Raw genomic sequence first — 26,073 nt, forward strand, 5'->3', positions numbered from 1 at the left:
GTGGGCTTTCGGGTGGTCACTTGCGCGGTTCGATCCATGCGTCGGCCAGGTCGCCCGACATCAGGTCGATGCTGTTGTGGAAGTCGTGCAGGCGCGCGCTGTGCACCACGATCGAGGGCACCGCGACGATCGGAAGCACCGGCAGCTCGCGGCCGACGATCTGCTGCACCTGCCTGAACTGCGCCGCGCGCTTGCCCGCGTCGAGCTCGACGGCGGCCTGGCGGAACAGCTCGTCGACCTGCGGGTTGTCGTAGTGGGCGGCGTTCACCCAGATCAGCGGGTTGCGCACGCCGTCGCCCCAGTAGATGCGCTGCACGCCCACCGTGGGATCGAAGAGGCGACCCAGGCCGTTGATGTTGATGTCGAAATCGCGCGTGGTGTAGACCCGCTTGAGGAAGGTGGGAAGGTCGCCGTCCACGATCTCGACCCTGACGCCCACGCGGGCGAGGGCGGAGCGCAGGTAGTCGGCCGTGCGCTTGAACTCCGCGCCCGGGATGTAGCTCAGCCGCAGCGAGAAGCGCTGGCCGTTGGCCTGCTTGGGCTGGCCCGCCTCGTCGAGCAGGCGGTTGGCCGCGGCGACGTCGAAGGGATAGCGGAAGGTGCTGTCGTCGTAGTAGTCGGACAGTACGCGCGGGATCGGCGAGTTCACGACTTCCACGCGCTTGTAGTAGATCGTGTTGCGGATGAAGTTGCGGTCGATGGCCTGCGCGATGGCGTGGCGCACCTTGGCGTTCGCCAGGACCGGGTTCTCCACGTTGAACTCGAGGAACGAGGCGTTGTTGAGGAAGCCGTCGTAGCCGTCGTCGACCTTGAGCTTCGGGTTCGTCGACAGCCGCTCGAGGTCGGCCAGGCTCACGCCCTGAGCCACGTCGACTTCGCCGGTCTCTATGGCGGTGGAGATCGCGGCCGGGTCGCGCACGAACTTCACGATCACGCGGTCGATGTACGGGCGGTCCTTGCGCCAGTAGCCCGGGTTCTTGCGCAGCACCAGGTGGCTGCCGCGCACCCACTGCTCGAAGATGTACGGCCCGGTGCCTACGGGCGCCGAGATGTTCGGGCTGGAGAGCGGTTCGCCGTCGGCATAGCGGTGGGCCGGCACGATCGGCAGCTCCGCCGACGACAGCGACTTCAGCAGGAAGGGCGCCGGCTTGGCCAGCACGATCACCGCGGTGAGCGGATCGGGCGCGTCCACGCGCTCCACGTTGGCCAGCGTGATGCGTCCCCGCGGGCCTTGCTTCTTCTGGACCAGCACCGAGTAGCGCACGTCCTCGGCGGTGAAGTCGCGCCCATCGTGGAACTTCACGCCCGGACGCAGCTTGAAGGTGTACTTCAGGCCGTCGGCGCTGACCTGCCACGAGGTGGCCAGCAGCGGCTGCGGGTTGAACTTCGCGTCGTAGCGCAGCAGGCCCTCGGTGACCTTGGCGCTGATGTTTCGGTTGTCCGTCTTCGTGTCGAGGAAGGACACCAGCGAGGTCGGCTCCTGCGACACCGCGTAGGTCAGCGTTCCGCCGCTCACCGGCGTGGGCGCGGCGGCGTTCTGCGCGCTTGCGGTGAAGGGCAGGGCGGCCAGCGCGAGGTGAATCAGCCGCCGGTCGAACTTCAGTTTTACGAGGAGAAGAAATGAAAGCATGGGATGGATCACCGTGTCCGCGAGTGGCTCGAAAGGCTGACGATGGTCTTGGAAATCCGTCCCTGCGCTTAGCATTTTTTCGATCATCGAAATGCAGTCGCGACGGGTGCCCGGCATGCTGCGCGCCGAGCCGAAAACCGAGTTTGCTTATGCGCAAACCGATGAGTGCCGCGGCCTATATTCCCGAGCCTCTGCCGCTTACGGGAAATGCAAGCAATGAATGCCGTCGATCGCGCCGTGCCAGGTGCCCAACTCAGAACCTTGCTCGAGCGGCTGCCTGCGCTGGCCGCGGCGATTGCCGAAGGCGCCTCGCAGCGCGAACGCGAAGGCACGTTGCCTTTCGAGGCTTTCGCGCTGTTTCGCGCGTCGGGGCTGGGCGCGCTGCGCATCCCAGCCGATCGCGGCGGCCCCGGCGGCTCGATCGAAGACCTCGTGCAGGTCGTCGCCACGCTGGCCGCGGCAGACTCCAACGTGGCGCACGCATTGCGCACGCACTACAACGCCATCGAGTTGTGGACTTCCGCGCCGCCGAATGCGGATGCCGACCGCCAACTGGCCCGCGTGCTCGAAGGCGCCCTGTTTGGCGGCGCCTTCACCGAACTCGGCACGCCGCGCTCGGGCACGGTGACCACCGCGCTCGAACGGCAGGGCGACAGGCTCGTGCTCAACGGCAGCAAGTACTACGCGACCGGCACCGCGTTTTCCGACTTCGCGAGCATCGCGGTGCGCGACGAGGAAGGCCGCGATGCCACGGTGATCGTGCCCACCGGCCGCGAAGGCCTTCACGTGAAGGACGACTGGGACGGCATGGGGCAGCGGCTCACGGCCAGCGGCAGCCTGGAGTTCGACGGGCTGGAGATACGGCCCGACGAGATCGTGCTCACCTCGCCGCGCAGCCTGCAGCGGCGCCATGCTTCCTCGCTGCGGCAGCTCTACCTCGTGGCCGTCGCGGCGGGCATCGTGCGCAATGTGTTCAGTGACGCCGTGCACTACGTGCGCTATCACGCCCGTCCCGCGGCGCACAGCCCGGCGTCCTCGGCGGCGGAAGACCACTTCACGCAATGGGTGTTGGGCGACCTGGCTACGTACACGCATGCAGTGGATGCGCTCATCGCCGACAACGCGCGGCAGCTCGACCGGTCGGCCGAGGCCCTGAGGCGCGGCGCCGCGAACGGCGACGCGGATGAGGAGGGCGTGCAGCAACTGGTGCTCGACGGTGCGCTCGCCACGGCCAAGACGCAACTGGCGGTGAGCCGGATCGCGCTGCAGGCCGCCGAGCGCCTCTTCGAGGCCGGCGGCGCCTCGGCCACTTCGCGCAGGCACAACTTCGACCGCCACTGGCGCAACCTGCGCACCATCTTCAGCCACAACCCGCTGCTGCAGAAAGCGCGCGTGATCGGCGACTACCACCTCAACGGCACCACGAAGCATCTGGAGGAAGGCAAGGTCTTCTGAGCCCGATGATGAATCCTGCGAATTTGGATATGCGGATTCCGGGCGTGCCAATTCGGGTACGGCTGACCAGAATCCCGGACCTCGGAAGGTAATTTCAAATGTCCCTGCCACAACGGCCCGGCGCCATTGCCGGATGGGAGCGCTTTGCCGCTCCGACCGAATTCAGCGAAAGCCCGATCTCCCAGGCCTTCAGGCAGCCCGTGCTGCTGGGGCTGTTCCTGCCGATACAGGCGGGCGGCTGGAGCGCGTCGACACTGCCGCGCACCACCGACTGGCGCTTCGACTACAACCGCGACCTCGTTCTGAAGGCCGAGCGACTGGGCTTCGACCTGGTGTTCGCGCTTTCGCAATGGCTGCCCAAGGGCGGCTACGGCGGCGTCTTCAACGGCAACGCGCTCGACTCGTTCATGACCACGGCCGCGCTCACCGCGCTGACGAGCCGGATCATGCTGATCTCGACCATCCACGTGCTCTACGGCCCGCTGCATCCGCTGCACCTGGCCAAGTACGCCGCCACGCTCGACCACATCTCGGGCGGGCGCTGGGGGATCAACGTGGTCACGGGCCACCGCGCGGTAGAGCACGAGATGTTCGGCTCTCATCGCATCGAGCACGACCGGCGCTACGAACTCGCGGCCGAGTTTCTCGAAGTGGTGCAGCGGCTGTGGGCCGACACCGAGAACTGGTCGTTCAAGGGCGAATCGCCGTGGAAGCTCGACGGCGCGTTCGTCTCGCCCAAACCGCGCTTCGGACGGCCCGTGCTGGTGAACGCCACCGGCTCCGATGCTGGCATCGGCTTCGCGGCGCGCTACTCCGACATCGTGTTCATCACCAGCCCCAGCGGCTCCAGCTTCGCGAGCGCCATCGAGGCGCTGCCGGCGCACGCCGCGCGCGTGAAGCAGGCGGCGCGCGACGTGGGCCGCGAGGTGCGCACGCTGCTCAACCCGATGGTGATCAGCCGCGAGACCGAGCGCGAGACCTGGGACTACCACGACGCCATCGTCGCGCACATCGACGCCGATCCGAAGACCAGCTTCAACCGCTTCGACAGCGACGCGCACGCCTGGCGCGGCCGCGTCGGCAACGACGCGCCCAAGCGCCGCGCCATCGGCGGGAACATCGAAGTCATCGGCACGCCCGAGCAGGTGGTCGAGCAGTTCGTGCAGCTCAAGCGCGCGGGCATCGACGGCCTGCAGCTGAGCTTCTTCGACTTCAAGCCCGACCTCGAATTCTTCGGCGACCGCATCCTGCCGCTGATGAAGCAGGCGGGGCTGCGCCTGTAGGCGCTTCTTTTCTCACCCGATACCAGAGAACTTCCTTCATGAGCACCATCGACTACCGCCCCCTCGGCCGCAGCGGCATCCTCGTGTCGCCGCTGACGCTCGGCACCATGATGTTCGGCGGCCAGACCGACCGCGCCACCGCGCAGCGCATTGCCGACCGGGCTTTCGAGCAGGGCATCAACTTCATCGACACCGCCAATGCCTACAACAAGGGCGAGTCGGAAACGGTGGTGGGCCAGCTCGTGGCGCCCAACCGCAACCGCTGGGTGCTGGCGACCAAGTTCGCGAACCCCGACCCGGACATCGCCGGCCCCAACAACAGGAGCACGGGGCGACACGGCATCGTGCAGTCGGTAGAGGCAAGCCTGAAGCGCCTGGGCACCGACCACATCGACCTGCTGTACCTGCACCGCGAAGACCGCGCCACGCCGGTGGCCGAGACCGTGCGCGCGCTGGGCGACCTGATCCGCGCGGGCAAGCTGCGCAGCTACGGCCTGTCGAACCACAGTGCCTGGAAGATCGCGGAGTTCAGCCGCACGGCCGACGCCCTGAACGTGGACCGGCCGGCGGCGAGCCAGCCACTCTACAACCTGGCCAACCGGCAGGTCGAGGCCGAGCACCTGCCCGCGGCCGAGTACTACAGCGTGGGAGTGGTGTCTTACAGCCCGCTCGCGCGCGGCGTGCTCACCGCCAAGTACGAGCCCGGCAAGGCGCCGCCGCCCGGCACGCGTGCCGGCCGCGACGACAAGCGCATCCTGCAGACCGAGTGGCGCGCCGAGTCGCTGCAGATCGCCCAGCGCGTGAAGGAGCACGTCGAGGGGCGGGGCATCACGCCCGGCCAGTTCGCGCTCGCATGGGTGCTGAACAACCGGCTGATCACGTCCGCCATTGCCGGCCCGCGCACGCTGGAGCAGTGGGAAGACTACGTGCCGGCGCTGCAGTACCGCTTCAGCGACGAAGACGAGGCGCTGGTCGACGCGCTGGTGACCACCGGCCATTCGTCGCTGCCGGGCTTCAACGATCCGAGCCATCCCTTCTTCGGGCGGCTGCCGCGGCATCGCGTGGCGGCCTCATGAACGCCGTGCTCGCCTCGGTGACCAAGCGCCAGCAGCCCGCCCACCGCACCGCGCGCGCCGTGCAGGCGGCGCAGGTGCTGCGCTCCGATGCGGAAGTGCTCCAGGCCGCGCGCCGCATCGCCGGCCTGATAGCAGAAGGCTCGGCCGAGCGGGACCGCGACCGCATCCTGCCCGAGCCGGAGCTCGACCTGGTCTCGGGCGCTGGCCTGTGGGCCATGAACGTGCCGCGCGAACACGGCGGCGCGGGCGTTTCCTATGCCACGGTGGCGCAGGTGTTCTCGATTCTTTCCGCGGCGGATGCGTCCATCGGCCAGATCCAGCAGAACCACAACAGCGCGGTGTTCTGGCTCTCGACCATAGGCACCGCCGCGCAGAAGGACTTCTTCCTGGGCGAGATCCTGCGCGGCTGCCGCTTCGGCAATGCCAACACCGATGCGCCTGGAAAGCAGGGCGTGCAGCCGACCGTCATCGCCCGCACCGCGCGCGGCCACGTGCTCAGCGGGGAGAAGATCTACGCCACGGGTGCGCTCTTCGCGCACTACGTCACCGTCATCGGCCAGAACGAGGCAGGCGAGAAGACGGTCGCCGTCATTCCCGCCGGTACGCCCGGCCTCTCGATCGAGGACGACTGGCAGAGCTTCGGCCAGCGCACCACCGCGAGCGGCCGCGTGCGGCTCGACCGGGTCGAGCTGCCGGACCTATGCGTGCTGCCTATCCACCGCGCCTACAGCGAACAGGCCATGGGCGCCGTCTCGCAGCTCAGCCATGTGGGCATCGACCTGGGCATCGCGCAGGCGGCGCTGGACGACACGGTGCGCTTCCTGCGCGGGCACTCGTCGATAAGCCAGCCAGAGAGCTCGCCGCGCGCGGTAGTCGACCCGCTGGTCATCGCGCAGGCCGGGGAGATTCAGATCCGCATCCATGCCGCCGAAGCCATGACGCAGCGGGCGGGCCTGGCGGTGGATGCGGCAATCGCCGGGCCCGACAGGGCGCTTCGGGCGGCTGCGTCGCTGGCCGTGGCCGAAGCCAAGGTGCTCACTTCGGAGGTGGCGCTGCTTGCCTCCAGCAAGCTCTTCGAACTGTGCGGAACGCGCTCGGCGCAATCGCCGTACGCCTTCGACCGGCATTGGCGCAATGCAAGGGTGCACACGCTGCACGATCCGGTGCGGCACAAGTACACCGTGGTGGGCGACCACCTGCTCAACGGCATTCTTCCGGAGAGTGCCGGAGCGCTCTGATCGTCTCTGCCGTGCGGGAAGATGGGCAGCCGCACGTTGCGAATCGGCGGCGCCTTGCGTGATGCTGCCCGTCGCTAATCCTCCGGATAGACGCCACTGAGGCGGGGCAATCTTCGACTGAGCGAGAGCGAGAAAAGCACTCAGGCTGGCGCTTTTGTGGCCGTTAATGGATTAGATCAATCAATGCAGCCGGCCCTATAAATCAAAGTTCTTCGCATGGCCTTGTGGCCGATGCCGAACTTGATGAATCGAGCCGGTTTCCATGATTTTGCATTTGATTTTACGCAAGACCGAGGGGTCTGCCGGGGTGGAAGGGGAGAAGACGGGCTCGGGAAGCCAGTGCCATCGAGGTTCATGCCGCCTCATCCGGTGCGGCAAGGAGGCGCTTCGATGACAAGCCACCATCGCCCCGACGCGATAGCGGTCGTCGACGACGACCCCCGACTGCGGCAACTGATCGGCGGCTATCTCTCCCAGGAGGGCTACGAGGTCTTCGAGGCCGAGAACGGCAGGTCGCTCGCGTCGATCCTGCTTCGCCGTGCCATCGACCTCATCGTGCTCGACGTGCTGTTGCCGGGCGAGGACGGCCTGTCGGTCTGCCGGCGGCTGCGCGCCGTGGGCGTACGCACGCCGATCATCATCCTCAGTGCGAAGGGCGAGGACGCGGACAAGATCGCCGGCCTGACGATGGGCGCGGATGACTATGTCTGCAAGCCGGTCAATCCCCGGGAGCTTCGCGCACGCATCCAGGCGATCCTGCGGCGCAGCTCCCCGAGGGAAGAACCGGGCGGCCCCTCGATCGCGAACGAGATTGTGCGGTTCGGGCCCTTCGAGTTCAACCTTGGCACGCGCACGCTCCGCAAGGGCGACCGGATCCTCGGCATCACGACCGTCCAGATCGCGATTCTCAAGGTGCTCGTGCGGCATACGGGGCAGCCGCTATCGCGGGAGAAGATCGCCCAGGTGGCGCGCGGACGCGAGCTCGGCGCCTACGATCGCAGCCTGGACGTGCAGGTCTCCAGATTGCGCAGGCTTCTGGAAGACGGGGCGTTTTCCTATATCCAGACGGTCTGGGGCGTGGGCTACATGTTCGATCCCAGCGGCAGGGAAGGTGTCGTGCGGCACCTGCAGGCGAGCGGCGAGGCGGCTTCCTGGTAGTGCCGGTGCCGCGCGAATAAGGAAGCGCGGAATTCTTCTTTGGCGCGGCCGCCGCGGCGGTCTAACGTGGCGTGCTTTGCGGCACGCCAGATGCCGTTCATTCCAGCACGGCATCTCATGAGTCAACGCAAGCTGCGCCTCGGCGCCTTCATCATGGCCACCGGCCATCACGTGGCCGCATGGCGCCATCCGGGGTCGCAGGTCGATTCGGGCGTCAACATCGATCACTACATCGAGGTCGCCAAGACGGCCGAGCGCGGCCTGTTCGACCAGGTGTTCGTGGCCGACACGCCCGGCGTCGGCTTCCACGGCGACGAGGAAGCCTTCAGCCGCCAGGGGAGGGTGTCCTACTTCGAGCCAGTGACGCTGTGGGCGGCGCTGTCGGCGGTGACGCGGCACATCGGCTTCGTCGCGACGGCCTCGACCACCTACGAGGATCCCTTTCTCCTGGCCCGCAAGTTCGCTTCGCTGGACCATCTCAGCAAGGGGCGCGCGGCCTGGAACGTGGTGACCACCAGCGCGGACAACGTCCACGGCAACTTCGGCCTCGACAGGCACCCCGACCCGGCCTCGCGCTACGAGCAGGCGCACGAGTTCATCGACGTGGCCAAGGGCCTGTGGGACAGCTTCGAGGACGACGCGTTCCAGCGCGATCCGGTCTCGGGCAAGTACTTCGACCCTGCCAAGCTGCATGCCCTTAACCATTCGGGCAAGTACTTCAAGGTCGCTGGCCCGCTCAACCTGGAGCGGCCGCCGCAAGGCTATCCGGTGATCGTGCAGGCCGGCTCGTCGGAACCCGGGCGCGAACTCGCGGCCGCGTCGGCCGAGGCCATCTTCACCGCCTGGACCAGCCTGGCGGAGGCGCAGGCGTTCTATCGCGACGTGAAGGGGCGGCTGGCCAAGTACGGCCGCAGGCCCGAGCAGCTGCTGGTGCTGCCCGGCATATCGCCGGTGATCGGCCGCACGCAGGAGGAGGCCGAGGCCAAGTGGGCGAAGCTCCAGGGCCTGATCCATCCATCCGTGGGCCTGAACACGCTGCACACCTTCTGGCCCGGCGAGGACCTGTCGACCTGGGACCTCGATGCGCCGCCGCCCTACATCCCGGAGCCGCCGCCGGGGCGCAACAGCCGCGCCCACGTGGTGCTGGAGCTTGCCCGGCGCGACAGGCTCACCGTGCGGCAGCTCTACGAATACCTGGCCGGCGCGCGCGGCCACTGGGTGGTTGTCGGCACGCCGCAGACCATCGCGGACAGGATGCAGGAATGGTTCGAGAACGGCGCGGCCGACGGCTTCAACGTCATGCCGCCGGTGCTGCCTGAATCGCTGGAAGAGTTCGTGGACCTCGTGATCCCCGAACTCCAGCGCCGCGGCCTTTTCCGCACGGCGTACGAAGGCCGCACCCTGCGCGAGAACCTCGGGCTGGAGCGGCCCGTCAACCAGTTCTCCGTGAAGGGGCGGAAGGTCGCGTGACGGCGACAGCTTCGTCCCGTCGCAGGCAGAGGCTGCACGAAGCCCCCCTGAACGGGGCCGGCGCAATAACGGGATTCGCATTTGGTCATGCGGATTCCTTCGTTCTGCATGCGAACCTTCGTTCCTAGACTCGATAGCTCCCTTGTCGAGCGGTTCCCTCGCTTCTTGAAGCCGGGTGGAATCCCTTGTCATCTTCTCCCTCCCCATCTCCCGCCGACCCCTTCGATGAAGACTTCGGTGATCTCACCCCGACCGTCCAGGCGCTCGTCGCCTCGCTGGCAGCAACGGCCGCCGTGCGCGACCGGGCCGGCGGCACCGCGCTGGCCGAGCGGCAGCAGCTGCGGCAAAGCGGGCTGCTGACGCTCGCCATTCCCTCGGCCTTCGGCGGGCAGCAGGCGGCGTGGCCGCTGATCTTCCGCATCCTGCGGCGGCTCGCGCAGGCCGACAGTTCGCTCGCGCACCTGTTCGGTTTCCAGCACCTGCAGGTGGCGAGCGTCCTGCTGTTCGGCTCGCAGGAGCAGCAGGCGCGCTACCTGGGCCAGGCGGTGGAACATCGCTGGTTCTGGGGCAACGCCGTGAATGCGCGCGACACGCGGCTCACTGCCACGCGCACGCCGCAGGGGCTGGAGATCGACGGCATCAAGGGCTTCTGTTCGGGTGCTTCCGATTCGGACGTGCTCAATGTCTCCGTCACCCTCGGCCCCGAGCCCACCGACCGTGTCTTCGCCGTGGTGCCGACCTCGCGCGCCGGCATCCGCGTGCACGACGACTGGGACAACATGGGCCAGCGCCAGACAGACAGCGGCAGCGTTTCCTTCGAGCGCGTGCAAATTGCGCACGACGAGGTGCTCGGCCCGCCCGGCGTGGCGTCGAGCCCGCGCGCGACGCTGCGAAACCTGATCGGGCAGATCGTGCTCACCGAGATCTATCTCGGCAATGCGCTCGGCGCGCTGCGCGAGGCCATCGGCTACCTGCGCACGCAGACGCAGCCGTGGCCCATGGCCGGCGTGACGCGCGCCGAGGACGACCGGATGCTCCAGCTGCGCGCCGGCGAGATGTGGTCGAGCCTGCGGGCCGCCACGGTGCTTTCGAACCTGGCCAACGAACGTTTCCAGCAGGCGTGGGAGCGCGGCAGCGAACTGACAGCCGGCGAGCGCGCCGCGCTGGCCGTGGAGGTGGCTTCGGCGCGCACCCAGGCCGGCCGCGTGGCGCTGCAGGTGACCTCGCAGATCTTCGAACTCGTGGGCGCGCGCGGCACAGCAGCGCGCCACGGCTTCGACCGCTACTGGCGCAACGTGCGCGTCCACACGCTGCACGACCCACTCGACTACCGGCACCAGAGCATCGGCGCATGGTTGCTGGCAGGCGAGGCGCCCAACCCGTACGGCTACGGCTGACGGGGCGCTGCACAGTTTCTCTTTCCTTTTTCTCCCGTTTTCTTCCGCTTCTTTCCGGATATCCGCATGACACGTTCGCACTTCATCGACCGCCGCCAGTTCGGCCTCGGCCTCGCAGGCCTGGCGCTCGGCTCCTCCACCTGGGCCCAGCAGGCCGGCGCCGAGAAGATCGTGGTCGCCGAAAGCCAGGGCTTCAGCTGGGCCATTCCTTACCTCGTCTCCAGCAAGAACTACTGGAAGAACCATGGCATCGAGGCGACCACGCTGCAGTTCACCTCGGGGCGGCTGGCCTTCGACGCGGCCGTGGCCGGCAAGGCGCAGTTCGCCACCTCGACCGACAGCGTGGTGGGCCTGGCGGGCGCCAACGGCGTGCCGGCGGTCATCGTGGCGGAGTTCTCGCGGCTGTCCAGCGGCATGGTGGTCGCGGCCCGCACCGACCGCGGCATCCAGACCGGCGCGCAGCTCAAGGGCAAGCGCGTGGCCACCACCATCGGCACCAGCGGCCACTACTTCCTGAGCCGCTTTCTCTCGCTGCACGGCCTTGCGCTGAAGGACGTGACGCTGGTCAACCTGCGCGGCCCCGATGCCGTCACCGCCGTGACGCGCGGCGACATCGACGCCTTCGCCTGGGGATGGGACTCCGGCCAGAAAGCGGTGGCCGACAGCGGCGGCAAGGTCAGGCTGCTGGACGACACCGGCCTGGAGAAGGTGTTCCTGAGCCACTACGTGCTCACGGCCAGCGAAGCGCTGGTGCAGGGCAAGCCCAAGCTGGTCGAAGCCGCGGTACGCAGCCTGCTGGACGCCGAGAAGTTCTACCGCGCCCAGACGACGGACGCGATCGCGCTGGTCGCGGAGCGCACCAAGGCCACGGTGGAAGTCACGAAGGCCGGGCTGGACACCGTCTCCGTCGGCGTGCGGCTGGACAACCGCCTGCTCGACGATCTGGTGCTGAACGCACAGTGGGCCGTCGAGGCCGGTCTTGCAACGCAGCCGAAGGACGACCTGCGCACGCTCTACCGCAAGCTGATCTACGCCGATGCGCTGAAGGCGGCGGCCCCCGAGCGCGTGACGCTGGGCTGAGCCGGAGATGAATGCATCGGTGAAGGAAACGGGGGCGGCGGGCCGCCCGGCCGTGAGCATCCGCGACGCGTCGAAGCTCTATGCGTCTTCGGGCGGTGAGCTCAACTGGGCGATGACCGGCGTGAACCTGGATATCGGCGAGGGCGAGTTCGTCTGCGCCATCGGCCCGAGCGGATGCGGCAAGACCACGCTGCTCAACACCATCGCGGGCTTCATCCAGCCGACCACGGGCTCGGTCGTGGCCGGCGGGCAGCCCGTGACCGGCCCCGGCGCCGACCGTGGCGTGGTGTTCCAGGAATACGCGCTGTTCCCGTGGCTCACCGCGCGCCGCAACATCGAGTTCGGCCTGAAGATGCAGGGCCTGGACGCACCGGCGCGGCGCGCCCGTGCCGAGGAACTGCTGGCGCTCACCGGCCTTTCGCACGCGGCCGGACGCTATCCCTTCGAGCTTTCGGGCGGCATGCGCCAGCGCATCGCGGTGGCACGCGCGCTCGCCACGCAGCCCAGGGTGCTGCTGATGGACGAGCCCTTCGCCGCCATCGACGCGCTCACCCGCACCAGCCTTCAGCGCGAGCTGCTTCGCATCTGGCAGGAACTGCGGCTCTCGGTCTTCTTCATCACGCACAACATCGAGGAGGCCGTGTTCCTCGCGCAGCGCGTGGTGGTGATGAGCGCCCATCCGGGCCGCATCCGCGAGATCGTCGACATCGACCTGCCTTACCCGCGCAACCGGGCCGACCCGGCCTTCGGCGCCCTGTACGAGCGCATCAGCGCGGCCTTTGCGCAGAACGAGGAGGCAACGGCATGAGCGCCGCGCTGAACGACCTGCGCGAGCTCGGCCCGAGCGAGGAGAAGGGCGCGACGACACACGCCGCCACCGACGCGCGCAAGCTCGCCATCGAGCGCGACTTTCGGCGCGAGCAACTCGCGCAGCGCCGTCGCGGGCGCCGCCGGCAACTGCTGCTGGGCGTGATCGGCGTGATCGCCTTCCTCGCGGCCTGGGAGATCGCGCCGCGCGTGGTTCCCGGCATCAACACGAAGATGTTCCCGCCGCCGTCGCAGGTGGCCGGCGTGTTCGTGGAGATGACTTTCCGCACCGGCGAGATCTGGCCGCACGTGGGCGCGAGCCTGCTGCGGGCGCTGTGGGGGTTCCTGCTCGGCGCCTCCTGCGGCATCGTCGCCGGCGTGCTGACGGGGCGCAGCGCGACGCTGCGGCAGCTCACCGATCCGGTGCTGCACGGGCTGCGCGCCATTCCGGCCATTGCGATCGTGCCGCTGGCCATCGTGTGGTTCGGGCTCGGCGACCTGTCGAAGGTCATGCTGATCGCATGGGGTGCGTTCTTTCCGGTCTGGGTCAACACCTTCATCGGCGTGCGCGACATCCCGGTGGTCTACCTGCGCTCGGCCGCGGCGCTCGGGGCCGGCCCGCTCGCGACCATGGTGCAGGTCGCACTGCCGGCGGCGCTGCCCTTCGTCTTCGCGGGGCTGCGACAGGCCACGGCCGTCTCCTTCGTGGTGCTGGTGGCGGCCGAGCTCGTGGGGGCGGAGCAGGGGCTGGGCTTCCTGATCTCGTTCGCGCACCTGGTCTTCCGCGTCGACATCATGTTCGTCGGCCTGCTGTTCCTGGGCGCCATCGGCTTCCTGGCGGACCAGCTCTTCGCCTGGCTATTGCATCGCTTCTTCCCGTGGTATGGCGCCGATGCCCGGCGCTGACCTGATCCTCGAGGGCGGACAGGTCCTCACCATGGTGCCCGGCACGGCGCCGGCGCAGGCCGTGGCGCTCTCGGGCGACCGCGTGCTCGCGGTCGGCAGCAACGCGGAGGTGGCGCGCACACGCGGCCCGGAAACCCGCGTGATCGACCTCGACGGCCGCACGCTGGCGCCCGGCCTCATCGACGCCCACGCGCACATGGAGCGCGAAGGGCTCAAGACTTTGCGGCCGAGCCTCGCGCATGCCCGCAGCATCGCGGACGTGCTGGCCGTGGTCGCAGCCGAGGCCGCTCGCAAGCCGCCGGGCAGCTGGATCGTCACCATGCCAGTGGGGCAGCCGCCGTTCTACTTCGGCGGTCCGTCAAACCTGGCCGAGGGGCGCATGCCCGATCGCCACGAGCTCGATGCCGTGGCGCCGGACCATCTCGTCTACATCCCGGGCCTGTTCGGCAACTGGGGCGTGCCGCCGGGGCACAGCGCGCTCAACAGCCGCGCGCTGGCGCTGCACCGCATCGACGACGCGACCTGCCCGGACTGCAGCGGACTCACCATCGAACTCGGTGCCGACGGACAGCCGAACGGCGTGATCGTCGAGACCAACAAGCGCCCGCTGGTCGAGTTCGCCATCCTCACGCAGGTGCCGGCCTTCGGCTTCGAGGACCGGCTCGAAGGGCTCAGGCGCTCGCTGCCGCTCTATCACGCCTTCGGTACCACCAGCATCTACGAGGGCCACGGCTCCTCGCCCGAGACCATCGCGGTGTACCGCCGCCTGTGGGAGGAGGGCGGCCTCACGATGCGCACGCGCCTGTGCGTGAGCCCGACCTGGTCGAACGTGCAGGAGGCCCGCCTCGCGATGCGCGACTGGCTCTCGTATGCGCGCGGGCGCGGCACGGGCGACCCGATGCTGTCGGTCAGCGGTGTCTACATCGGGCTGGGCGGAGACAAGGCCGCCGCCGGCGCGGTTCGTCGCGCGCTGCCCAACACAGGCTGGATGGGCTTCGTCGAGTGGGCCAACCGCATCGAGGATTTCAGCGACTACGCATGGCTCGCCGCCGAGCACGACCTGCGCGTGCACAGCGTGGTGGTCGACCGGCTCGCCGAGGTGCTCGACGTGTTCGAGGCCATCGACGCGCGCTTTCCGCTTGCGGGGCGGCGCTGGGTGGTCGAGCACGTGGGCTACGTCACCGCCGAGGACATCGCGCGCGTGCGGCGGCTCGGGCTCATGGTCACGAGCATTCCGTTCTACATGCTGTGGAAGAACGGCGCCTCGCGGCTTTCCGACGAGGCGCGGCAGGAGCAGTTCCTGCCGCAGCGCGCACTGCTCGAAGCCGGCCTGCCGCTGGCGGCCGGCAGCGACAACATTCCGGTGAGCCTGTTCACCGCAATCTGGGCTTCGGTCGCGCGGCAGGAGCGCACCACGGGCCGCGCCATCGGCCCCGGCCAGGCGCTCGAGCGGCTGCAGGCGCTGCAGGCCGTCACGCGCAACGGCGCCTTCCTCAGCTTCGAGGAAGACCGCAAGGGCACGCTGGCACCGGGCCGTTGGGCCGACCTCGCAGTGCTCGATGCCGATCCGCTCACCGCGCCCGTGGACACGCTCGCGCACATCCGCGCGGAGCTGACGCTGGTCGGCGGGCGCGCGGTCCACGGCCATTCCTTCCTGCAGGCACAGTCTTCATGAGTTCCATCGGCACCGACATTCCCTTGCGCGGCCAAACCCTGCGCACCGCAACCGCAACAGCGCGCGACGGTGCGCCCGCGCGCGCGGCCTCCATCGGCAGCGCCATCTCGATCCGCGGCCTGAGCAGGCGCTTCGGCCGCTTCACCGCGGTGGACAACGTCGACCTGCAGATCGAACCCGGCGAGTTCATCACGCTGCTGGGCCCGAGCGGCAGCGGCAAGACCACGCTGCTGGGCGCCATCGCGGGCTTCGCCGAAGTGGACGCGGGCGACATCCTGGTCGACGGCCGCTCGGTACGCGGAGTGCCGCCGCACCGGCGCGGCTTCGGCATGGTGTTCCAGCACTACGCGCTGTTCCCGCACATGACGGTGGCGCAGAACGTCGGCTTTCCGTTGCGCATGGCGGGCCTCGGCCGCGCGGAAAGCGCACGGCGAATCGGCGAAACGCTCGAGCTGCTGCACCTGGGCGACTACGCCGAACGCTTGCCCGCGCAGCTCAGCGGCGGGCAGCAGCAGCGGGTGGCCATTGCGCGCGCCATCGTGCGAAGGCCGCCTGTGGTGCTGATGGACGAGCCGCTGAGCGCACTCGACCGGCGCCTGCGCGAGGCGATCCAGATCGAGATCCGCGCGCTTCATCGCACGCTCGGCACCACCATCGTCTTCGTCACCCACGACCAGGGCGAGGCGCTGGCGCTGAGCGACCGCATCGCGGTGCTGGACCAGGGCCGGATCGTGCAGGTCGGCACTCCCGGCGCGCTGTACCGGCAGCCGGGCAGCGAGTTCGTGGCGCGCTTCGTCGGCGAATCCAACATGCTCGACGCCCGCGTGCTGCGGATACAGGGCGAGGAGGTCGTGCTGCAGTCCGGCGATGCGCACCTGTTCGAGGCGCGCCATGCCGGCGCCGCGCTGGCGTCCGGCCAGCAGGTCAAGGTGTTGGTGCGGCCCGAACGCGTGGCTCTGGTGGCGCCGGGCACGCCGGGCGCGTCGGCCGCCACGGTCGAATCGACAGTGTTCCTCGGCGAGATCCTGCGCATCGATGCCGTGCTGCCCTCGGGCGACAAGGTGCAGGTGCGCTGCCTCGATCCGCGCGATGCCCGGCTGCCGCTCGCCGGCGAAGCCGTGCACCTGGCCTGGCATGCGGGCGACGCGTGGGTGCTCGCGTGAGCACGGCGGCGGCAGCCCCGGCCCGGCCGGCCCTGTCCGCGCGGCTCGACCTGCGCAACCCGGCATGGCTGCTCGCGCCGGTGCTGCTGTTCTTCGCGTTCTTCTACATCCTTCCGCTGGTCGACCTGCTGCACCTGAGCGTCACGGGCGAGGCCGGGCTCTCGTATTACGCGCGCGTGTTCGAGGTGCCGCTGTACCGTGACTCGCTGCTGCGCACCTTCGGCATCGCCGCCGCGGTGGCCGCGTTGTGCGCGCTCTTCGGCTACCCGACGGCGCTGCTGATCCACCGCGCGCGCGGCACCTGGAAGCTGGTGCTGACGGCGGCCGTGGTGCTGCCTTATTTCATCTCGGTGCTGATCCGCACCTACTCGTGGATGGTGCTGCTCGGGCGCAACGGGCCTATCAACAAACTGCTGCTCGCACTGGGCCTGGTCGACGCGCCGCTGCCGCTGATCTTCAACCGCGCCTCGGTGCTGATCTCGATCAGCGCGGTGCTGCTGCCGCTGCTGGTGCTCACCGTGGGCGGCAGCCTGGCGCGCATCGACCCGCTGGTGCAGCGCGCCGCAACGGCCAGCGGGGCAGGGCCGCTCGCGGTGTTCTGGCGCGTGCTCTTCCCGCAGACGCTGCCCGGCCTGCTCGCGGGCGTGCTGCTGGTCTTCATCTCGGCGCTGGGCTTCTTCATCACGCCTTCGCTGCTGGGCGGCCCGGCCGACCAGATGTTCGCCATGCACATCACGCAGCAGGCCGACTTCCTGGCCAGCGGCGGCTTCCTGCAGGCGCTGGCGGCGGTGCTGCTGGCGGTGACCTTGCTGGTTGTCGTGGTCGCGGCTCGCTTTCTCGGGCTGGAATTCATCTGGGGCGGCCAGCACGCGGGCAAGTCGCCGCGTGAAGCGGCGCGCGGACGGCGGTCGTCGTGGCGGCGCGCTGTGCTCGAACGCGCGGCCGACCTGTTCGGCTGGCCGCTGCTGCGCGCGCTCGGCCTCGTGCCGTCGTGGCTCGGACGGCTGCTGTCGGGCGGGCTGGCGGTCGTGGCCTACGCGACCTTGCTGCTGCCCATCGTGGTGGCGGCTCTCATTTCGTTCAGCGACTCGGCCTACATGCGCTTTCCGCCGCCGGCGTATTCGTTGCGGTGGTACGAGAAGTTCCTGTCCGATTCGGCCTGGATGTCCTCGCTCGGCACATCCGTCGCGGTCGGGCTGCTCGCGACAGCGATTTCCGTCGTGCTGGGCACGGCCGCTGCGTTCGGGCTCGTGCGCTCCTCGCTGCCGGCCAAGTCGGCCTGGATGACGCTGCTGGTGAGCCCGATGATCGTGCCCGGCGTGGTGCTCGGCCTGTCGCTCTACAGCCTGTTCCTGCGGGCCGATCTCGCGGGCAGCGTGACCGGGCTCGCGGCGGCGCACGCCATCGGCGGCATACCGCTGGTCCTGGTGATCGTCGCGGCGAGTCTGCAGGCGGTGGACGCTCGCCAGGAGCAGGCGGCGGCGGTGCACGGTGCCTCGCCGTGGCGGGTGTTCCGCTTCGTCACGCTGCCGGCCATTCGCCCAGGCGTGCTTGCCGCGTCGTTCTTCGCGTTCCTGCATTCCTTCGACGACCTCGTGCTTTCCATGTTCCTGAGCGGGGCACGCATGACGACGCTGCCGCTGCGGCTGTGGGGCAACGTCAACTACAAGCTCGACCCGGTGCCGGCGGTGGTGGCGACCTTCGAGGTCGCGCTGATCGTCGTCGGCCTGTTCTTCGCGCGCTCCGCATGGGCCGCGCGCCAGCGGCGCTGACCGCCGAATTCCTTTCGTTCCCCTTGTTTGTCATTCGCAGAAAGAAAGCATCCGCATGAAGCAGAGAAAGAGAAGCCCCCGTCCGCTGCAGGCCCTGACCGCGCTCACGATCGCGCTGGGCAGCATCTGTGGCGTCGGTCCGGCCTGGAGCCAGGCGAAGGAAGTCGTCACGCAGGACCCCGGCGGCACCTATGGCGAGAACCTGCGCCGGCTGGTGTACGACCCGTTCACCAAGGAAACCGGCATCAAGGTGCTGACCGTGCAGGAGGCCCGAGGCGGACCGCGCGTCAAGGCGCAGGTGGAGGCGAAGCGCACCGAGTGGGACCTGAGCTTCATCTTCGACCAGGAAGTCCGCCTGCTCGATCCCTACCTCGCCGAGATCGACTACAAGAAACTGTCTCCCGAGGCGCAGAAGACCGTCGCTTCGCTGCCGAAGGAAGCCGTGCGGCCCAAGGGCGTGGCGCTGCAGGTGATCGGCGTGGCGCTGGTCTACAACAAGGAAGCCTTCCCGTCGAAGAAGTACCCGAAGACCTGGGCCGACTTCTGGAACGTGAAGGACTTTCCGGGCAAGCGCTGCCTGCCGCAGTGGTCGCGCTTCGTGTTCGAGTCGGCGCTGCTGGCCGACGGCGTGCCGGCCGACAAGATCTACCCGGTCGACTTCGAACGCGCGCTGCGCAAGATCGCGGAGATCAAGCCGCACGTGGTCAAGTGGTGGCTGACCAACTCGCAGGCACCGCAGTTGCTGCTGGACGGCGAGGCCTCGGCCTGCCTCTCGTACACCGGCCCGGTCGCCCGCCTGAAGAAGGAAGACGCCAACGCGCCGCTGGAGCTGACCTGGGACCAGGCCTTCACCTACTACGACTTCTTCTCGATCCCGAAAGACGCGCCGCATCACGATGCCGCGCTCAAGCTGCTGTCGTTCCGCCTCGACGCGGAGCGCGCGGCACGCCTGGCCGAAGCCACCAGCGTCGCGCTGCCGTCGCCGCGCGTGTACGCGGCCGCCGACCCGAAGCTGCGCGACTACTGGACCAACAGCCCCGAAGTGGAGAAGAAGGCGATCAAGTGGAACGCCGACTTCTGGGGGGCCAAGGCACCGGACGGCACCACCAACGAGGAGTACGCCCAGCAGAAGCTCAACCAGCTGCTGGCACGCTGAGCGGCGTTGCCTCTCTCGCCCCGGCGATCGCCTTTCGGGCGGCCGAGGCAGGGTGGGCCGGCCGCTTCAGGCCGAGGTGCTCGCGCAGCGTCCGGCCTTCGTACTCGCTGCGGAAGAGCCCTCGGCGGCGCAGCTCGGGCAGCACCAGCGCGATGAAGTCGGTGAGCCCGCCGGGCAGCGTCGGCGCCATGATGTTGTAGCCGTCGGCGCCGTGGTGCACGAAGCGCTCCTCGAGCTGGTCGGCGATCTGCCCGGGCGTACCCACCAGCTGCCAATGGCCGCGCGCGCCGGCCACGCGCTGGTAGAGCTGGCGGATCGTGAGGTTCTCGCGACGCGCCAGGTCGATCATCAGCTGCTGGCGGCTCTTGCTGGCATTGGTCTCGGGCAGCGGCGGAATGGGCCCGTCGAGCGGATGACCCGACAGGTCGAAGCCGCCCGTGAGGCCTGACACCAGCGCGAGGCCGACGACCGGATCGATCAGCGACTGCAGCTGCTCGAACTTTTCCTTCGCCTCGCTTTCGCTGCGGCCCACCACCGGGAACACGCCGGGCAGGATCTTCAGGTCGCCGGCATCGCGGCCGTACCTGGCAAGGCGCCCCTTGATGTCGGCATAGAAAGCCACCGCATCCTCGAGCGTCTGCTGCGCGGTGAACACCGCCTCGGCGGTGCGCGCGGCAAGCTCCCTGCCGGCCTCGGAGGAGCCTGCCTGCACGACCACCGGGTGGCCCTGCGGCGGGCGCGACACGTTGAGCGGCCCCTGCACCGAGAAATGCTTGCCGCGGTGATGCAGCACATGGCGCTTGTCGGGGTCGTAGAAGCGGCCGCCGGTCTTGTCGCGCTCGAAGGCGTCGTCTTCCCAGCTGTTCCACAGGCCTGCGACCACGTCGGCGAACTCGCCGGCGCGTTCGTAACGGTCGGCATGCGCGAAGTGCTCCTCGCGGTTGAAGTTGCGCGCTTCGTGGGCGCTCGAGGAAGTGACCAGGTTCCAGCCCGCGCGGCCGCCCGAGATGTGGTCGAGCGAGGCGAACTTGCGCGCGATGTGATATGGCTCGTTGAAGCTGGTGGAGGCCGTGGCCACGAGGCCGATGCGCTGCGTCACCGCGGCCAGCGCGGAAAGCAGGGTGATGGGCTCGAACTGCGCCTGGTAACTGTGCGCGGTGCGGCTCAGGAAGTCGACGTTGTCGCCGCGCGTGCCCACGCCGTCGGCCAGGAAGATCAGGTCGAACTTCGCGGCCTCGGCGGCCTGCGCGAGCTCGATGTAGTGCCGGAAGTCGATGCCGGCATCGGCCTTGGCCTCGGGATGGCGCCAGGCGGCGATGTGGTGGCCGCTCGGATAGAGAAAGGCGCCCAGGCTCAGGAAGCCCTTGCGTTGGGTCATTGGGATGTGTTCCTCGAAGAAAGAAAAACCGCCGGACAGGACCGGCGGAGGGCTTACCAGGCGAGTTGCAGCTGCGGCAGGGTGACGTTGCCCGTGGCGAGCCCGCCCCTGGCAGGCGGCTCGGCGCGCGGTCGCGGTTCGGTGTCCAGGAAGTCGCTCAGCACGTCGTCGCGCAGCCGGATGAATTCCGGATCGCTGCGGTTGCGCGGATGGGGCAGCTCGACGTCGACGATGCGCCGGATGCGCCCCGGCGAAGGCTGCATCACCACCACGCGGTCGCCGAGGAAGACGGCTTCCTCCACGTCGTGCGTGACCAGCAGCATCGTGATGCGCTCCTTCTGCCAGATGCGCTGCAGCTCGTTCTGCAGCCGGGATCGCGTGAGCGCGTCGAGCGCGCCGAAGGGCTCGTCGAGCAGCAGCACGCGCGGGCGGTTGACGAGCCCGCGCGCGATCGCCACGCGCTGGGCCATGCCGCCGGAGATCTGATGCGGCCACGAGCGTTCGAAGCCGTTCAGGCCCACGAGCGCGACGTGCTCGGCCACGAGCTCGGCCTTTTCCTTCGCGGTGAAGGGCGCGTTGCGCAGGCCGACCGCGATGTTCTGCGCCACCGTCAACCACGGAAAGAGCCGATGGTCCTGGAACACGATGCCGCGCTCGCGTCCGGTGCCCGAGATGGGCTGGCCGCCGAGCAGGATCTGGCCTTCGTACTGCGCGTCGAGCCCGAGGATGAGGCGCAGCAGCGTCGACTTGCCGCAGCCGCTCGCGCCGACGATGCTCACGAAGCGCCCGGCGGGCACGTGCAGGTCGATGCCTTCGAGCACCTGCAGCTCGCCGCCGTCGGCCTGCGTGCTCGCGTAGCGCTTGCCGAGGGCGCGGATGTCGAGTGCGTTCGACGAAACGGTCGGGGTGGTGGCATTGCTCATTTGTTCGTTGCGTGCGGTTGTGCGGTTTCAGCTGCTGCGGCCCGTCCAGCGCGCCAGCCTGCGCTCGAGCGCGCGGGCCGAGGCGTTCATGAGCCAGCCGACGAGGCCGATCACGAACATGCCGAAGATCACCAGGTCCATCTGGAAATGCTCGCTGCCTTCGATCAGCGTGTTGCCGATGCCGCGGCCGGCCACCAGCAGGTATTCGGCTCCGATGGTCGCGAGCCAGGAATAGATGAGCGCCAGGTACACGCCCGTGAAGATCGAGGGCAGGGCGGCCGGCAGCACCACCTGCGTGACGGTCTGCCAGCGCGTGTAGCCGTAGACGCGCGCCACTTCGAGCAAGGGCGCAGGCGTGGTGCGGATGCCGTCGCAGGTGTTGACCACCACGGGCACCAGCGCGGCCAGCGAGAGGAATACCACCTTGGCCACGTCGCCGAGGCCGAACCACACCGAGATCAGCGGAATCCAGGCGAACAGCGAGATCTGCTTGAAGGTGTTGAAGCTCGGTCCGACGATGCGGTTGAAAAGCGGCGACAGCCCCAGCAGCGCGCCGAGCACCAGGCCCGAGGCGGTGCCGATCAGGAACCCCGTGGCCTCGCGCGCCAGGCTGGCGCTCAATGCGCGCCAGAGGCGCCCGCTGGCCACTTGGTCGACGGCGGTGCCGAACACCTTGGCCGGGGAGACCAGCAGCGCCGAGTTGACGACGTCCAGCGACGACAGCAGCCACCACAACGCGACGGCCGCCACGGGCAGCACGAAGCCGCGCCAGCGGCCGCGCTGCTCGGGGCGCAGCGGCTGCACCACGGCCAGCTCGGCCGCATCCTGCGTGGAGGTGCTCATCGCGCGGCTCCGCCGGGCTGGCGCCGGCGCACGGCGGCCTCGAGCCTGTCGAGCAGGCGGTCGATGGCATAGCCGATGGCGCCCACCACGATCACGGCCGCCATCACCAGGTCGAGCTGGAACAGCTGGCGTCCGTAGACGATGAGATAGCCCAGCCCTTCGCTTGAGGCCACGAGTTCCACCACGACCAGCGAGAGCCAGGCCTTGGTGAAGCCCAGCCGTATGCCGGTGAAGAGCGTGGGCACGGCGTGCGGCAGCACGATCTCGAGCACCTGCTGGCGCCGGTCGTAGCCGTAGACCTCGCCCACCTCGCGCAGCGAAACCGGCGTCTGGCGGAAGCCCTGCAGCGTGTTCAGCGCCACCGGCACCAGCGCCGCCTTGGCGATCAGGATGTACTTCAGCGGCTCGCCGATGCCCACGATCAGCAGCACGAACGGCAGCCAGGCCAGCACCGGGATCTGCACGAGCGCATTGAAGGTGGGCAGCACATAGGCCTCGAAGCTGCGCGACAGGCCCATGGCGGTGCCCAGCACGAAGCCCAGCAGCGTGCCGACGGCGAAGCCGATGCCCACGCGCGCGAAACTGGTGCTCACGTGCAGCCAGAGATCGCCGCTGGTGGCCAGGTCGCGCAGGGTTTCCCAGACGAACCGGGGCGGCGGCAGCACTTGCGGAGAGATCCAGCCCTGCTCGGCGCCCGTGTACCAGAGCGCGAGCAGCGCGATGGGCAGGAGCCAGGGGAGGGCGCTCTCGCCGAGGCGGGCGATGCGGCGCCAGGACAGCGACGGGGCGAGAGCTCGCGCCCTGCCGGACGCGGGTGTGTCGTCACACGGTTGCAGGACGGCCGTCAGTTCGGCTTCGGCGCTCATCTGGCCGCGACCGATGCGGCAGAACCAGCCTTGGGGTTGCCCTTGGCGTCGTAGGCCGTCCAGTAGTTCTCCAGCCCTTGCTTCTTCAGCGCGTTCTTCAGGTAGCGCGTGTCGAACCAGTCGTCGATCGACACCTCTCGGCGGATCAGCTTGAGCTTGAGCGCATCGGCCACCACGGCCTTGTAGCGCCCGATGATGAAGTCGTCGACCAGCGGCGAGTTGCGCGCGGCGAGCTGCTGCTGGTCGAACTCCGCCGCCCACGACGCGACCGGCGTGCCGCTGCGTGCCCAGATGCGGAACAGCTCGTCGCGGTTCTTCTCGTCGGACGACCAGCGCGCCGCGCGCACGAACACGTCGACCACGCGCTGCACCTCGGCCGGGTTGGCCTGCTCGAACTCGGAGCGAACCAGCAGCGAGGCCTGGCGCGTGAAGGCCGGGTCTTGCCCCTGCGTGGAATACACCACCTTGGCCAGGCCCTGGTCGCGCACCTTGAACCACTCGTAGCCGCCGAAGGCCGCTTCGACGCCGTTCGACACCAGCGCGGCCTGCGCGCTGCCGGTGTCGAGGTTCACGCCCTTGATGTCGCGTTCGGCCAGCCCGTTGGCCGCCAGCACGTTGATGGCGACGAGATGGCCGTTGGTGCCGCGGAAGATCGAGACGGTGCGGTCCTTCAGATCCTTGATCGACTTGATGTCCGATTTCGGCGGCGCCACCAGGTAGAGGTTGTTGCGTGCGCCGCTCACCAGCAGCAGCTTGGTCTTCAGGCCGTTGGAGCGGCCGACGATCTGCGGCAGGTCGCCCTGGTAGGCGAAATCGATCTGCTTGTTGGAAAGCGCTTCGTTCACAGCCGGGCCGGCGCCCTTGAAGAACAGCCACTCGACCTTGATGCCCGAGGCCTTGAACTCGTCCTCCAGCCAGTTGTTGACGCGCGCGACGCCGCCCGGCGAGCCGCCCCAGGTGACGGGATCGCCGCCGCCCGCGGTGGCGACGCCGATCCGGATGGTGTCCGGTGCGGCCTGTGCGGGCGAGACGGCTGCCGCCGTGAGCGCCAGGGCGAAGACCAGGGCGAGGGGCGGGGCGGCCCAGCGGCGCAGGTTGGCGAAGAAAGGATGCACCCGGTTCACTTGCTGCCTTTCAGGCCGAGCTTGCGGCCGACTTCGGTGCCGTCGAAGAAGCGCGGGTTGGCCTCGGTGTAGAAGCGATACGGGTTCCCGAAGACGAAGGCCTTGAAGTCGGCGGCGGAGATCACGCCCTGCTGCACGAGGTCCCATGTTTCGGCCAGCGGCTCGGTGAATTCGGGCACGTCCCAGTGGCCGACGTCGGACGACCAGATCGCGTTGATCTTGGCGCCCAGCGGGTTCACGCGGTCGTTGAAGGCCGCGGCCACGGTGCGGTCGTCCGCCTCGGAGCCGAAGTAGAAGTTGTCGACCCAGCGGTCGCGGATGTCCTCGACCTTCTCGATGCCGGCGAGCGCGAAGTCGTCGATCTCCGATTCGTTCGGCTCGCGGCTGTGCGGCAGCGCGGAAATACCGAGGCTGTCTCGCAGCAGCTTCGACTTGTCGAGCGTGCGGCCCTTGAGGAAGTCGGCACCGTAGCGCTCGAACAGCGATGCGAGCAGCTCGACGTCGGCCTCGGCGGGATCGTAGTTGCGCACCGCATGCCTGTTGCGCTTCCCCCAGCGGTCCACGAGGTGCGTGTAGACATGCGCTCCCCAGTCGGCACCGCCTTCGAGCAGGCCCACGCGCAGGCCCGGGAAGCGCCGCGTCACGCCGCCGAAGAACAACGCCTTGGCGAAGGCCTGCGAGCCGTCGGCGAAATGGCCGATGTGGTTGTTCATGTAGTTGCTGATCGACTGCCGGCCCGTCCATCCCTGGCTGCCGTAGTGCGTGGTCACGGGCACGCCGAGCTCGACCACCTTGGCCCAGAACGGGTCGTAGTCGTGCTCGCTGTCGATGCCGTAGAAGTCGATGTAGCCCACCTGCCTGGCGATCTCGGGGTGCTCGGCGGCCGGGTACTTCTCGGCGATGGCGCGGATCGGGCGACGCACGCCGCCGGCGATGTTGATCACCTTCAGCCCGAGCGTCTTGACCGCGAACTCCAGCTCCTCGATGCCTTCCTGCGGCGTGTGCAGCGGAATGCCCGCCACCGGTGTCAGGCGGTCGGCGTAGGGGCGGTACTGGTCGGCGTGGAAGTGGTTGATGGCGCGGTGCAGCGGCTGGCGATATTCGCTGCCGGCAGCGGCGGGGGAGAGCACGTCGTTGGGGAACAGGATGGAGTAGTCCGAGCCCTGCTCGCCGAGGCGCTCGTACAGCAGCGCGGGCAGCGTGTAGGTGGCGAGGTCGTAGGTGTTGCGCGTGACGCGGGCCCACCAGGGCGCGCGCAGCGTGCGGTGGAACTGGCGCTCCTCGGGCGTCTGCTGGTACCAGTCCTTGCCGCCGCCGTTGCGCGTGACGAAGCGCCCGCCCAGCGCCTTGCGCAGCGCATCGACGAGCTTGTTGCCGCCGTACTGCGCGACGTAGTCCTCGAGCACGGGCGCGTAGTCGTTGACATGGACATCCGTGTCGATCACGGGATGGTCGAGGCCGGCCTTCACGGCGGCGGAGCGCGATGCGTGCACGCGGTTCAAACGATCGTTCATCTGCGGATTCCTCGGTGGGAAAAGGAAGGAACGGCGCAGGCTACGCGCGGCCTGCACGCTCGCCAAAGAAGGCTTTTGGGATTGCTTAGCCGGTGCATGCATAAGAAGCGGCGGCACGGGCTTGCAAGCTCGTGCATGCGAAAAACAGATATGGAAGCG

General features: G+C 68.7%; 21 protein-coding genes. 14 read left to right on the forward strand and 7 right to left on the reverse strand.

Features of this window, described 5'->3' with window-relative positions:
* Nucleotides 1–16 precede the first annotated feature (16 nt).
* Nucleotides 17–1,630 carry an ABC transporter substrate-binding protein gene (locus ABL840_RS18690; protein ID WP_418116328.1) on the reverse strand — a complete coding sequence of 538 codons (1,614 nt, stop codon included), beginning with the start codon at nt 1,628–1,630 and terminating at the stop codon, nt 17–19.
* 216 nt (nt 1,631–1,846) lie between these two features.
* Here ABL840_RS18690 and ABL840_RS18695 point away from each other — a divergent pair, with 216 nt between their 5' ends.
* The 14 genes from ABL840_RS18695 to ABL840_RS18760 all read left to right on the forward strand — a co-directional run bounded on the left by ABL840_RS18695 (nt 1,847) and on the right by ABL840_RS18760 (nt 19,266).
* Nucleotides 1,847–3,085, forward strand: coding sequence for an acyl-CoA dehydrogenase family protein (locus tag ABL840_RS18695; RefSeq protein WP_176947632.1), 1,239 nt, complete (start codon nt 1,847–1,849; stop codon nt 3,083–3,085).
* Nucleotides 3,086–3,183: 98 nt separating this feature from the next.
* Nucleotides 3,184–4,368, forward strand: coding sequence for an LLM class flavin-dependent oxidoreductase (locus tag ABL840_RS18700; RefSeq protein ID WP_093195139.1), 1,185 nt, complete (start codon nt 3,184–3,186; stop codon nt 4,366–4,368).
* 47 nt (nt 4,369–4,415) lie between these two features.
* Nucleotides 4,416–5,444: an aldo/keto reductase gene (locus ABL840_RS18705; protein WP_093307201.1), complete on the forward strand. Its 1,029-nt coding sequence runs from the start codon at nt 4,416–4,418 to the stop codon at nt 5,442–5,444.
* A complete protein-coding gene (locus ABL840_RS18710) occupies nt 5,441–6,682 on the forward strand; it encodes an SfnB family sulfur acquisition oxidoreductase (protein ID WP_093307164.1) in 1,242 nt (413 codons plus the stop codon). Before ABL840_RS18705 ends, ABL840_RS18710 begins: the two co-directional genes overlap by 4 nt.
* A 390-nt stretch (nt 6,683–7,072) precedes the next feature.
* Nucleotides 7,073–7,840 (forward strand): response regulator, encoded by a 768-nt coding sequence (locus ABL840_RS18715; protein WP_093307165.1) that lies wholly within the window; start codon nt 7,073–7,075, stop codon nt 7,838–7,840.
* A gap of 117 nt (nt 7,841–7,957) precedes the next feature.
* Nucleotides 7,958–9,310 carry an LLM class flavin-dependent oxidoreductase gene (locus ABL840_RS18720; RefSeq protein ID WP_093307166.1) on the forward strand — a complete coding sequence of 451 codons (1,353 nt, stop codon included), beginning with the start codon at nt 7,958–7,960 and terminating at the stop codon, nt 9,308–9,310.
* A gap of 185 nt (nt 9,311–9,495) precedes the next feature.
* Entirely contained in the window at nt 9,496–10,707 is a 1,212-nt protein-coding gene (locus tag ABL840_RS18725; protein WP_093307167.1) for an acyl-CoA dehydrogenase family protein, read from the forward strand.
* A 66-nt stretch (nt 10,708–10,773) separates the two neighbouring features.
* Nucleotides 10,774–11,787: an ABC transporter substrate-binding protein gene (locus tag ABL840_RS18730; protein WP_093307168.1), complete on the forward strand. Its 1,014-nt coding sequence runs from the start codon at nt 10,774–10,776 to the stop codon at nt 11,785–11,787.
* 7 nt (nt 11,788–11,794) lie between these two features.
* Nucleotides 11,795–12,595: an ABC transporter ATP-binding protein gene (locus ABL840_RS18735; RefSeq protein WP_093307169.1), complete on the forward strand. Its 801-nt coding sequence runs from the start codon at nt 11,795–11,797 to the stop codon at nt 12,593–12,595.
* Nucleotides 12,592–13,500, forward strand: a complete 909-nt coding sequence (locus tag ABL840_RS18740; protein ID WP_093307170.1) for an ABC transporter permease — start codon at nt 12,592–12,594, stop codon at nt 13,498–13,500. Before ABL840_RS18735 ends, ABL840_RS18740 begins: the two co-directional genes overlap by 4 nt.
* Nucleotides 13,487–15,175, forward strand: a complete 1,689-nt coding sequence (locus tag ABL840_RS18745; protein WP_176947634.1) for an amidohydrolase — start codon at nt 13,487–13,489, stop codon at nt 15,173–15,175. Before ABL840_RS18740 ends, ABL840_RS18745 begins: the two co-directional genes overlap by 14 nt.
* The gene (locus ABL840_RS18750; RefSeq protein WP_093307171.1) at nt 15,172–16,338 is read left to right on the forward strand and encodes an ABC transporter ATP-binding protein; all 1,167 of its coding nucleotides are present in this window, start codon (nt 15,172–15,174) and stop codon (nt 16,336–16,338) included. Before ABL840_RS18745 ends, ABL840_RS18750 begins: the two co-directional genes overlap by 4 nt.
* Complete coding sequence (locus ABL840_RS18755) at nt 16,335–18,110, forward strand: ABC transporter permease subunit (protein WP_093307172.1); 1,776 nt, start codon at nt 16,335–16,337, stop codon at nt 18,108–18,110. Before ABL840_RS18750 ends, ABL840_RS18755 begins: the two co-directional genes overlap by 4 nt.
* 55 nt (nt 18,111–18,165) lie before the next feature.
* Complete coding sequence (locus tag ABL840_RS18760; RefSeq protein ID WP_093307173.1) at nt 18,166–19,266, forward strand: extracellular solute-binding protein; 1,101 nt, start codon at nt 18,166–18,168, stop codon at nt 19,264–19,266.
* On the opposite strand, the gene ABL840_RS18765 is transcribed toward ABL840_RS18760, so the two are convergent.
* Genes ABL840_RS18765 through ABL840_RS18790 form a run of 6 tightly spaced genes read right to left on the reverse strand, consistent with a single transcriptional unit; the run spans nt 19,244 to nt 25,914 of the window.
* Nucleotides 19,244–20,644 (reverse strand): LLM class flavin-dependent oxidoreductase, encoded by a 1,401-nt coding sequence (locus ABL840_RS18765; protein ID WP_093307174.1) that lies wholly within the window; start codon nt 20,642–20,644, stop codon nt 19,244–19,246. The genes ABL840_RS18760 and ABL840_RS18765 overlap by 23 nt on opposite strands.
* 53 nt (nt 20,645–20,697) lie before the next feature.
* Complete coding sequence (locus ABL840_RS18770; protein WP_093307175.1) at nt 20,698–21,567, reverse strand: ABC transporter ATP-binding protein; 870 nt, start codon at nt 21,565–21,567, stop codon at nt 20,698–20,700.
* A 27-nt stretch (nt 21,568–21,594) separates the two neighbouring features.
* Complete coding sequence (locus ABL840_RS18775) at nt 21,595–22,410, reverse strand: ABC transporter permease (RefSeq protein ID WP_093307176.1); 816 nt, start codon at nt 22,408–22,410, stop codon at nt 21,595–21,597.
* Nucleotides 22,407–23,276, reverse strand: coding sequence for an ABC transporter permease (locus ABL840_RS18780; RefSeq protein WP_093307177.1), 870 nt, complete (start codon nt 23,274–23,276; stop codon nt 22,407–22,409). Before ABL840_RS18780 ends, ABL840_RS18775 begins: the two co-directional genes overlap by 4 nt.
* The gene (locus ABL840_RS18785) at nt 23,273–24,370 is read right to left on the reverse strand and encodes an ABC transporter substrate-binding protein (RefSeq protein WP_418116370.1); all 1,098 of its coding nucleotides are present in this window, start codon (nt 24,368–24,370) and stop codon (nt 23,273–23,275) included. The genes ABL840_RS18780 and ABL840_RS18785 overlap by 4 nt, the downstream gene beginning before the upstream one ends.
* A gap of 26 nt (nt 24,371–24,396) precedes the next feature.
* Nucleotides 24,397–25,914: an amidohydrolase family protein gene (locus tag ABL840_RS18790; protein ID WP_093307178.1), complete on the reverse strand. Its 1,518-nt coding sequence runs from the start codon at nt 25,912–25,914 to the stop codon at nt 24,397–24,399.
* Nucleotides 25,915–26,073: the final 159 nt, after the last annotated feature.

Origin of the sequence: Variovorax sp. NFACC27 (assembly GCF_048301545.1) — a bacterium.
GTDB lineage: Bacteria > Pseudomonadota > Gammaproteobacteria > Burkholderiales > Burkholderiaceae_C > Variovorax > Variovorax gossypii.